The organism is Mesorhizobium sp. B2-1-3 (assembly GCF_006442495.1).
Taxonomy (GTDB): Bacteria; Pseudomonadota; Alphaproteobacteria; order Rhizobiales; family Rhizobiaceae; genus Mesorhizobium.
In genome coordinates, this window is record NZ_VFWL01000025.1 from 61,093 (window position 1) to 71,148 (window position 10,056).

Annotated in this window: 7 protein-coding genes and 1 pseudogene; 6 read left to right on the forward strand and 2 right to left on the reverse strand. The window is 62.4% G+C overall.

The window, feature by feature from the left end:
- Positions 1-41: 41 nt before the first annotated feature.
- A complete protein-coding gene (gene rpoC, locus FJ973_RS28660) occupies positions 42-4,238 on the forward strand; it encodes a DNA-directed RNA polymerase subunit beta' (RefSeq protein WP_140501630.1) in 4,197 nt (1,398 codons plus the stop codon).
- Between the two features lie 85 nt (positions 4,239-4,323).
- Entirely contained in the window at positions 4,324-4,989 is a 666-nt protein-coding gene (locus FJ973_RS28665; protein ID WP_140558707.1) for an O-methyltransferase, read from the forward strand.
- A gap of 49 nt (positions 4,990-5,038) precedes the next feature.
- On the opposite strand, the gene FJ973_RS28670 is transcribed toward FJ973_RS28665, so the two are convergent.
- On the reverse strand, positions 5,039-5,965 hold the full coding sequence (locus FJ973_RS28670; RefSeq protein ID WP_140558708.1) for a Gfo/Idh/MocA family oxidoreductase: 927 nt from the start codon (positions 5,963-5,965) through the stop codon (positions 5,039-5,041).
- Positions 5,966-6,124: 159 nt separating this feature from the next.
- Positions 6,125-6,406, reverse strand: coding sequence for a transcriptional regulator (locus tag FJ973_RS28675; RefSeq protein ID WP_140501636.1), 282 nt, complete (start codon positions 6,404-6,406; stop codon positions 6,125-6,127).
- A gap of 482 nt (positions 6,407-6,888) precedes the next feature.
- Here FJ973_RS28675 and rpsL point away from each other — a divergent pair, with 482 nt between their 5' ends.
- The 4 genes and pseudogenes from rpsL to FJ973_RS28695 form a co-directional block, all read left to right on the forward strand.
- The gene (gene rpsL, locus FJ973_RS28680; protein WP_006333356.1) at positions 6,889-7,260 is read left to right on the forward strand and encodes a 30S ribosomal protein S12; all 372 of its coding nucleotides are present in this window, start codon (positions 6,889-6,891) and stop codon (positions 7,258-7,260) included.
- Between the two features lie 63 nt (positions 7,261-7,323).
- The gene (gene rpsG / locus FJ973_RS28685) at positions 7,324-7,794 is read left to right on the forward strand and encodes a 30S ribosomal protein S7 (RefSeq protein ID WP_008875664.1); all 471 of its coding nucleotides are present in this window, start codon (positions 7,324-7,326) and stop codon (positions 7,792-7,794) included.
- 29 nt (positions 7,795-7,823) lie between these two features.
- Positions 7,824-9,914 (forward strand): elongation factor G, encoded by a 2,091-nt coding sequence (gene fusA / locus FJ973_RS28690; RefSeq protein WP_140558709.1) that lies wholly within the window; start codon positions 7,824-7,826, stop codon positions 9,912-9,914.
- 65 nt (positions 9,915-9,979) lie between these two features.
- Positions 9,980-10,056, forward strand: a pseudogene (locus tag FJ973_RS28695) (elongation factor Tu); the annotation flags it as partial.

Here is a 10,056-nt window from a genome sequence, read left to right on the forward strand (position 1 = left end):
CAGATGCAAGGGGTTTTCGAGGACCCCGAAAGGAGAACGGCATGAACCAAGAGGTCATGAATCTCTTCAATCCCCAGGCGCCGGCGCAGGTGTTCGATTCCATCCGGATATCGCTCGCCAGCCCTGAGAAGATTCTGTCCTGGTCGTTCGGCGAGATCAAGAAGCCGGAGACCATCAACTACCGCACCTTCAAGCCGGAGCGTGACGGTCTGTTCTGCGCGCGCATTTTTGGCCCGATCAAGGACTACGAGTGCCTGTGCGGCAAGTACAAGCGCATGAAGTACAAGGGCGTCATCTGCGAAAAGTGCGGTGTCGAAGTCACGCTGTCGCGCGTTCGCCGCGAGCGCATGGGCCATATCGAGCTGGCGGCACCCGTCGCCCATATCTGGTTCCTGAAGTCGCTGCCCTCGCGCATCGGCACGCTGCTCGACATGACCCTGAAGGACATCGAGCGCGTCCTCTACTTCGAGAACTACATCGTCACCGAACCCGGCCTCACCGCGCTGAAGGAGCACCAGCTGCTCAGCGAGGAAGAGTACATGATCGCCGTCGACGAATATGGCGAGGATAGCTTCACCGCCATGATCGGCGCCGAGGCCATTCATGACCTTCTGGCCGGCATGGACCTGGAGAAGATCGCCGGCGACCTGCGTTCGGAGCTGGCTTCGACCACGTCCGAGCTGAAGCAGAAGAAGTATCTGAAGCGGCTCAAGGTCGTCGAGAACTTCATGGAGTCCGGCAACCGTCCGGAATGGATGATCATGAAGGTGGTTCCGGTGATTCCGCCGGACCTGCGCCCGCTCGTCCCGCTGGACGGCGGACGTTTCGCGACGTCGGACCTCAACGATCTCTATCGACGCGTCATCAACCGCAACAACCGTCTGAAGCGGCTGATCGAGTTGCGTGCCCCCGGCATCATCGTGCGCAATGAAAAGCGCATGCTGCAGGAAGCCGTCGACGCGCTGTTCGACAACGGCCGCCGTGGCCGCGTCATCACCGGCGCCAACAAGCGTCCGCTGAAGTCGCTGTCGGATATGCTCAAGGGCAAGCAGGGCCGGTTCCGCCAGAACCTGCTCGGCAAGCGCGTCGACTATTCCGGCCGTTCGGTCATCGTCACCGGTCCGGAGCTCAAGCTGCACCAGTGCGGCCTGCCCAAGAAGATGGCGCTCGAACTGTTCAAGCCCTTCATCTACGCCCGCCTCGACGCCAAGGGTTACTCCTCGACCGTCAAGCAGGCCAAGAAGCTGGTCGAGAAGGAGCGTCCGGAAGTCTGGGATATCCTCGACGAGGTCATCCGCGAGCATCCGGTGCTCTTGAACCGCGCGCCGACGCTGCACCGCCTCGGCATCCAGGCGTTCGAGCCGATCCTGATCGAAGGCAAGGCGATCCAGCTGCATCCGCTGGTCTGCACGGCCTTCAACGCCGACTTCGACGGCGACCAGATGGCGGTCCACGTGCCGCTGTCGCTGGAAGCGCAGTTGGAAGCCCGCGTGCTGATGATGTCAACCAACAACATCCTGCACCCGGCTTCCGGCGCGCCGATCATCGTGCCGTCGCAGGACATGGTTCTGGGTCTCTACTACCTCTCGATCGTCAACCAGAACGAGCCGGGCGAGGGCATGGTGTTTGCCGACATGGGCGAACTCCAGCACGCGCTCGAGACCAAGGCGGTGACCCTGCACGCCAAGATCAAGGGCCGCTTCCGCTCGGTCGACGCCGAGGGCAAGGTCGTGTCGAAGATCTACGACACCACGCCGGGCCGCATGATCATCGGCGAGCTTCTGCCGAAGAACGTCAACGTGCCTTACGAGACCGCCAACCAGGAGATGACCAAGAAGAACATCTCCAAGATGATCGACACCGTCTACCGCCATTGCGGTCAGAAGGAGACGGTCATTTTCTGCGATCGCATCATGGCGCTCGGTTTCGCCCATGCCTGCCGTGCCGGCATTTCGTTCGGCAAGGACGACATGCTGATCCCGGATACCAAGATCAAGCTGGTGTCGGACACCGAGGCCTTGGCCAAGGAATACGAGCAGCAGTACAATGACGGCCTGATCACGCAGGGCGAGAAGTACAACAAGGTCGTCGACGCCTGGGCCAAGTGCTCGGAAAAGGTCGCCGACGAAATGATGGCCCGCATCAAGGCGGTCGAGTTCGAGGACAATGGCCGTCAGAAGCCGATGAACTCGATTTACATGATGTCGCACTCCGGTGCGCGTGGCTCGCCCACCCAGATGCGCCAGCTCGCCGGCATGCGCGGCCTGATGGCCAAGCCGTCGGGTGAAATCATCGAGACGCCGATCATCTCGAACTTCAAGGAAGGCCTGACCGTGCTCGAGTACTTCAACTCGACCCACGGCGCCCGCAAGGGCCTGGCAGACACCGCCTTGAAGACGGCGAACTCGGGCTACCTCACCCGTCGTCTGGTCGACGTGGCGCAGGACTGCATCGTCAACTCCGTGGATTGCGGCACCGACAAGGGCCTCACCATGCAGCCGATCGTCGATGCCGGTCAGGTCGTCGCTTCGGTCGGCCAGCGCGTGCTGGGCCGCACCGCGCTCGACGACATCAACCATCCGGTGACCGGCGAATTGCTGGTCAAGGCCGGAACGCTGATGGACGAGCGCGACGTGGAGCAGATCGAGAAGGCCGGCGTGCAGTCGGTCCGCATCCGCTCGGCGCTGACTTGCGAAGTCCGGGTCGGCGTCTGCGCGGTCTGCTACGGACGCGATCTGGCCCGTGGCACCCCGGTCAACCAGGGCGAGGCCGTCGGCGTCATCGCGGCGCAGTCGATCGGCGAGCCGGGCACCCAGCTCACCATGCGTACCTTCCACATGGGCGGTACGGCGCAGGTGGTGGATAGCTCGTTCCTTGAAGCCTCCTATGAGGGCAAGGTCGAGATCCGCAACCGCAACGTGGTGCGCAACTCGGACGGCCAGCAGATGGTCATGGGCCGCAACATGGCGGTGCTGATCCTCGACGAGGCCGGCAAGGAGCGCGCCACGCACCGCGTCACCTATGGTTCGCGCATCTTCGTGGACGATGGCGACAAGGTGAAGCGCGGCCAGCGCATCGCCGAATGGGATCCTTACACCCGCCCGATCCTCACCGAAATCGAGGGCAAGGTGGCGTTCGAGGATCTGGTCGACGGCATTTCCGTCCAGGAAACGGCCGACGAGTCGACCGGCATCACCAAGCGCGAGGTCATCGACTGGCGTTCGACGCCGCGCGGCAACGACCTGAAGCCGGCGATCGTCGTTCAGGACGCCAAGGGCAAGGTCGGCAAGCTGTCGAAGGGCGGCGATGCCCGCTTCCTGCTCTCGGTCGAGGCCATTCTCTCGGTCGAGCCGGGTGCTCAGGTTCGCCCTGGCGACGTCCTGGCGCGTATCCCGATGGAAAGCGCCAAGACCAAGGACATCACCGGCGGTCTGCCGCGTGTTGCCGAGCTGTTCGAGGCCCGTCGTCCGAAGGATCACGCCATCATCGCAGAGATCGATGGTACGATCCGCTTCGGCCGCGACTACAAGAACAAGCGCCGCATCATCATCGAGCCGCATGACTCGACGCTTGAGCCTGTCGAATACCTGATCCCGAAGGGCAAGCCGTTCCATCTCCAGGACGGCGACGTCATCGAGAAGGGCGACTACATCCTCGACGGCAATCCGGCGCCGCACGACATCCTGGCGATCAAGGGCGTGGAGGCGCTTGCGTCCTACCTCGTCAACGAGATCCAGGAAGTCTACCGTCTGCAGGGCGTGTCGATCAACGACAAGCACATCGAGGTGATCGTTCGCCAGATGCTGCAGAAGGTCGAGATCACCACGCAGGGCGACTCGACCTATATTCCGGGCGACCACGTCGACGTGATCGAGCTGGAAGAGGTCAACGAGCGCCTGATCGAGGACGGCAAGAAGCCGGCCGAAGGCCAGCCGGTGCTGCTCGGCATCACCAAGGCCTCGCTGCAGACGCCGTCCTTCATCTCGGCCGCCTCCTTCCAGGAGACGACCAGGGTGCTGACGGAAGCCGCGGTTGCCGGCAAGACCGACATGCTGCAGGGCTTGAAGGAAAACGTCATCGTCGGCCGGCTGATCCCGGCCGGTACCGGCGGCACGATGAGCCAGATCCGCCGCATCGCCACCTCGCGCGACGAACTGATCATCGACGAGCGCCGCAAGGCCTCCGGTGTCGAAGTCGCCGAGCCGATGCTGGCCGACATGACAACCGCCGCGCAGTAAGCGCGGCGGCACGAAATCTCAGGCAACAAGGCCGCCGGGGCAACCCGGCGGCTTTTTCGTTTCAACGAACAATCGAGGAAGGCAGATGAGCATGAAAACCTGGACGGCTGTCGATAACTACATCGTTTCCTCGCTCTTCGAGGGGGATCCCGTTCTCGACGCGGTCCTGGCGGCCAACCGCGACGGTGGCTTGCCGGCGATCGACGTCTCGGCGACGCAAGGAAAGCTGCTCTCGCTGCTGGTGCGCATTCGCGGCGCGAAAAAGGTGCTCGAGATTGGTACGCTGGGCGGTTATTCCACCATCTGGATGGCGCGGGGATTGCCGGCCGGCGGAAAAATCGTGACGCTCGAACTCGATCCGCACCACGCCAAGGTCGCGCGTTCGAATTTCGAGCGGGCAGGGGTTTCCGAACAGGTCGATCTGCGGGTCGGGCCGGCGCTGCAGTCGCTCGCTGCGCTGGGGGCCGAAGACGCCGGGCCGTTCGACCTCGTTTTCATCGACGCCGACAAGCCTAACAACCCCAACTACCTCTCCTGGGCCATGCGGCTGTCGCGCTCGGGAACGGTCATCGTCTGCGACAACGTCATCCGCGACGGCACGATGCTCGACGAGGATGGTCGCGACGCCAACGTCGAAGGTGCACGCGCGGCGTTCTCCTTCATCGGCGGCGACAAGCGCCTGGACGGCACCGCGATCCAGACTGTCGGCGCCAAGGGCTATGACGGGTTCGCCATAGCGATTGTCGATTGAGTTGTTGCGATAGGCGGACCGGATCCGCGATCCGGGCGACAGTCGCTGTTCAGTCGAAGAACGCCTCGACCACATTGCGCTTGCCGAGCATGAAGGCGTCGGCGACATGCTGGAGGGGCGCGAGATCGACATCGGAAGTGCCGGCGCGCACGATTTCGGCGAAACGCCTGTAGAGTTCAGGATATTCCGATTCCGGTTCTTCATGGACAATGCGGCCGTCGATGGCGAGTTTCGAGCCACCGCCCGAGAGCACCATCTTGCCGGCATCGGTATCGGCGAGAATGTCCCAGCTCTGCGGCCCGGTCTGGAGCCAATCCAGATCCATCGTCACCGCCGACCCGTTCGCCGCGCGGAAGGCGACCTGGGCGGCGATCGGCGCGTCGCGGTTCTCCGGGAAGTCGAGCGCGGCCGAGGTGATGTACATGGCGGGCAGGATGTAGGTCGCGATCGACAGCGCGTTGATGCCTGGATCGAAGACGCCGAAGCCGCCTGGCTGCCAGATCCAGTCCTGGTTCGGGTGCCAGCGGCGCACGTCTTCCTTCCAGACGATTGCCGCTGATTTGATTTGCGTCGCGGCCAAAAAAGTCCGCGCCGCTTCAACCGCCGGCGCATAGCGCGAATGCCAACTGGCGAACAGCGACACGCCCTGTTTCGTCGCCAGCGCCTTCAGGTCCTCGACCTCGCTGACCGTGGCGCCGGGCGGCTTTTCCAGGAACACGTGCTTCTTCGCCTCGAGCGCGGTGCGCGCCGCAGCGTAGCGGAATTGCGGCGGCATGCAGAGTGAGACGGCGTCGAGTTCGGGAACGGCGCCAAGCATCGTCTCGATATCGGGAAAATTATGGATGTCTTCAACCTTGCCATGCCGGCTGGCAGCGGCGATCAGCCGGTAGTCCCGGTCCTTGGCGAGCGCCGGAAGGTGTTGGTCGCGGACGATCTTGCCGACACCGACAATGCCTATCTTGATGGGCTGGGACACGGCCGCTCCGTCTGTTGGATAATGGTGAGCGCTTCTTATCAGAACACTTGCCCCGGGCAAGCCGAAGCCGAAAGGTCAACTCCGTCTTTGCCGGAGCTGCAGCCTTTCACTCGTTGGAAGGCTCCAGCGCCGATTCGAACGGCGAGGGCCGGCACGCTTTCAGATCGGCACATCGAAGGTCACGATCGACACTTCGCCTTCGAGCGCCCCCTGGAAGGCCGAAAGATGCGGCTCCTCGTCGGGCTCGCCCTCCATGTCGCCGATCTGGTCGAGCTCGGCTTCGGCGTAACCCTCCGCCGCCAGCGATTCGAGCGCACGGCGCACCGCCGAATCGTCATCGGGCGCAACCAGCATGACGTGCACGCCTTCCGGCTTGCCGCCTTTTCTCTTCCACACCCGGCCAGTGATGATGGTGACCGGGCGTTCCTCGTTGTCGTTCACGGGCCGATTCCTTCGCGGCGAGGGGCTTTGACTGTTCATGCGGCTTTTTCGCATGAAGCCGCGCCGCGCAACAGCCAAAGCCATTCACTTTGCTAAAGGCTTGGCACTTTCTTCCTCGCCCTTGCAAAATTACGAAAGAAAATTACATGCGGTTTACGCATGGCTGCCAAGCCCCGGCTTCAATGCAATATTTGCCGCTCCGGGGTTGACGGTACGCGGGCTTGCGAGTAGAAGCCGCCCAGTCAGAACCGATGTGAGGCTCTCCCTTCCGAAGCGACACGCTTTGGAGTTTGCCTCAAACAGGGTTCGTTTTACGAGCGAAAAGACATTTCCGGCGTGCACGAAGCGGTATCCGCTTCCTCTGCGATTTGTTCGGGCAAGACCGCAAGGCGCGGTTTGTGGCCCGAATTTGCGTATGGAAATGACGCTTTGAGCGAGCCTTGACCGGCACGAGACACGGAATTGAGAGACAAGAGGGTTTAATGCCTACCGTCAACCAGCTGATCCGCAAGCCGCGCATTGCGCCGGTGAAGCGCAACAAGGTCCCGGCCATGCAGCAGAACCCGCAGAAGCGGGGCGTCTGCACGCGCGTCTACACAACGACGCCGAAGAAGCCGAACTCGGCGCTGCGCAAGGTGGCCAAGATCCGCCTGACCAATGGTTTCGAGGTGATCGGTTACATCCCCGGCGAAGGTCACAACCTTCAGGAGCACTCCGTGGTCATGATCCGCGGCGGCCGCGTCAAGGACCTTCCGGGTGTCCGTTACCACATCATCCGCGGAGTGCTCGACACGCAGGGTGTGAAGAACCGCAAGCAGCGCCGTTCGAAATACGGTGCCAAGCGTCCGAAGTAAGGTTTTCCGGCTTCGGCGCTTTTTTGACTGCGCCGGGCTATGAGAGATTGAGAGACAAAAGCCATGTCCCGTCGTCACAGTGCAGAAAAGCGTGAGATCAATCCGGACCCCAAGTTCGGCGATCTGATCGTCACCAAGTTCATGAACGCCGTCATGTATGACGGCAAGAAGTCGGTTGCCGAGACCATCGTCTACGGCGCGCTCGACCAGGTCCAGTCGAAGACCAAGCAGGAGCCGGTCACCGTCTTCCATCAGGCGCTCGACAATGTCGCGCCGCATGTGGAAGTGCGTTCGCGTCGCGTCGGCGGCGCCACCTACCAGGTTCCGGTCGACGTGCGCCCCGAGCGCCGTCAGGCGCTGGCCATTCGTTGGCTGATCGCCGCGGCCCGCAACCGCAACGAGACCACCATGGTCGACCGCCTTTCCGGCGAGCTGATGGACGCGGCCAACAACCGCGGCACCGCCGTGAAGAAGCGTGAAGACACCCACAAGATGGCTGAAGCCAACCGCGCCTTCGCGCACTACCGCTGGTAAAGCGCGAAAGAGACTGAGAGGCAGTTACGATGGCCCGCGAATATAAAATCGAAGACTACCGCAATTTCGGTATCATGGCGCATATCGACGCCGGCAAGACGACGACCACCGAGCGCGTCCTCTATTACACGGGCAAGTCGCACAAGATCGGCGAAGTGCACGACGGCGCCGCGACCATGGACTGGATGGAGCAGGAGCAGGAGCGCGGCATCACGATTACGTCGGCCGCGACCACGACCTTCTGGAAGGGTCGTGACGGCAAGATGCACCGCTTCAACATCATCGACACGCCCGGACACGTCGACTTCACCATCGAGGTCGAGCGTTCGCTGCGCGTGCTTGACGGCGCCATCGCGCTGCTCGACGCCAATGCCGGTGTGGAGCCGCAGACGGAAACCGTCTGGCGCCAGGCCGACAAGTACCGCGTGCCGCGTATGATCTTCTGCAACAAGATGGACAAGACCGGCGCCGACTTCTACCGCTCGGTCGAGATGATCGGCTCGCGCCTCGGTGCGCAGGCTGTCGTCATGCAGCTGCCGATCGGCGCCGAGACCGAATTCAAGGGCGTCGTCGACCTGGTCGAGATGAACGCGCTGGTCTGGCGCGACGAGACGCTGGGCGCTGCCTGGGACGTCGTCGAGATCCCGGCCGACCTCAAGGCTCGCGCCGAGGAATACCGCGAGAAGATGATCGAGGCCGCCGTCGAGATGGACGAGACGGCTCTTGAGAACTACCTCGAAGGCAAGATGCCGTCGAATGACGAGATCCGCGCGCTGATCCGCAAGGGCACCATCGCGGTCAAGTTCTTCCCGATGTTCTGCGGCTCGGCATTCAAGAACAAGGGCGTGCAGCCTCTGCTCGACGCCGTCGTGGAATACCTGCCGTCGCCGGCCGATGTGCCCGCGATCAAGGGTGTCGATGCCAAGACCGACGCCGAGATCGAGCGTCACGCCGACGACAACGAGCCGCTGTCGATGCTGGCGTTCAAGATCATGAACGACCCGTTCGTCGGTTCGCTGACCTTTGCCCGTATCTATTCGGGCAAGCTCACCAAGGGCATCTCGGTCGACAACACCGTGAAGGGCAAGAAAGAGCGCATCGGCCGCATGCTGCAGATGCATGCGAATTCCCGTGCCGACGTTGAAGAGGCCTATGCCGGCGACATCGTCGCTCTCGCAGGTCTCAAGGACACGACCACCGGCGACACGCTGTGCGATCCGCTTCATCCGGTCATCCTCGAGCGTATGGAATTCCCCGATCCGGTCATCCAGATCGCCATCGAGCCGAAGACCAAGAACGACCAGGAAAAGATGGGCCTCGCGCTGCATCGCCTGGCTGCCGAGGATCCGTCCTTCCGCGTCAAGACCGACGAGGAAAGCGGCCAGACCATCATTTCCGGCATGGGCGAGCTGCACCTCGACATCATCGTCGATCGCATGCGTCGTGAGTTCAAGGTCGAGGCCAATGTCGGTGCGCCGCAGGTGGCTTATCGCGAGACGATCACCCGCAGGCACGAGCAGGACTACACGCACAAGAAGCAGACCGGTGGTACCGGGCAGTTCGCTCGCGTGAAGATCGTCTTCGAGCCGAACCCCGAGGGCGAGGATTTCGTGTTCGAGTCCAAGATCGTCGGCGGCGCTGTCCCGAAGGAATACATCCCGGGTGTCGAGAAGGGCCTGCTGAGCAAGATGGGTTCCGGCCCGTTTGCCGGTTTCCCGATGATCGGCGTCAAGGCTACCTTGATCGACGGCGCTTTCCACGACGTCGACTCTTCGGTGCTCGCATTCGAAATCGCTTCCCGCGCTTGCTTTATGGAAGCTTCGCCGAAGCTCGGCGTGCAGCTGCTCGAGCCGATCATGAAGGTCGAGGTCGTGACGCCGGAAGATTATGTCGGCGGTGTCATCGGCGACCTCAACGGCCGTCGTGGCCAGATCCAGGGCCAGGAAGCCCGCGGCGTGGCAGTCGTCATCAACGCGATGGTGCCGCTCGCCAACATGTTCAAGTACGTCGACAATCTGCGCTCGATGAGCCAGGGCCGTGCGGCATACACGATGCAGTTCGACCATTACGAGCCGGTCCCGACCGCGGTCGCCCAGGAAGTCCAGAAGAAATACGCGTAACCCGGCAGGGTGCTGCGGCAACTTAATTAAGAGCCCGTACGGGCGAGCAGGAATGGAGACATCACATGGCAAAAGGTAAATTCGAGCGCACCAAGCCGCATGTGAACATCGGCACGATTGGCCACGTTGATCATGGCAAGAC

What these genes read in the sequence shown, in the direction of transcription:
- rpoC (WP_140501630.1), top strand. Translation starts at nt 42, where the DNA reads ATGAACCAAGAGGTCATGAATCTCTTCAATCCCCAGGCGCCGGCGCAG.
- FJ973_RS28665 (WP_140558707.1), top strand. Translation starts at nt 4,324, where the DNA reads ATGAGCATGAAAACCTGGACGGCTGTCGATAACTACATCGTTTCCTCG.
- rpsL (WP_006333356.1), top strand. Translation starts at nt 6,889, where the DNA reads ATGCCTACCGTCAACCAGCTGATCCGCAAGCCGCGCATTGCGCCGGTG.
- rpsG (WP_008875664.1), top strand. Translation starts at nt 7,324, where the DNA reads ATGTCCCGTCGTCACAGTGCAGAAAAGCGTGAGATCAATCCGGACCCC.
- fusA (WP_140558709.1), top strand. Translation starts at nt 7,824, where the DNA reads ATGGCCCGCGAATATAAAATCGAAGACTACCGCAATTTCGGTATCATG.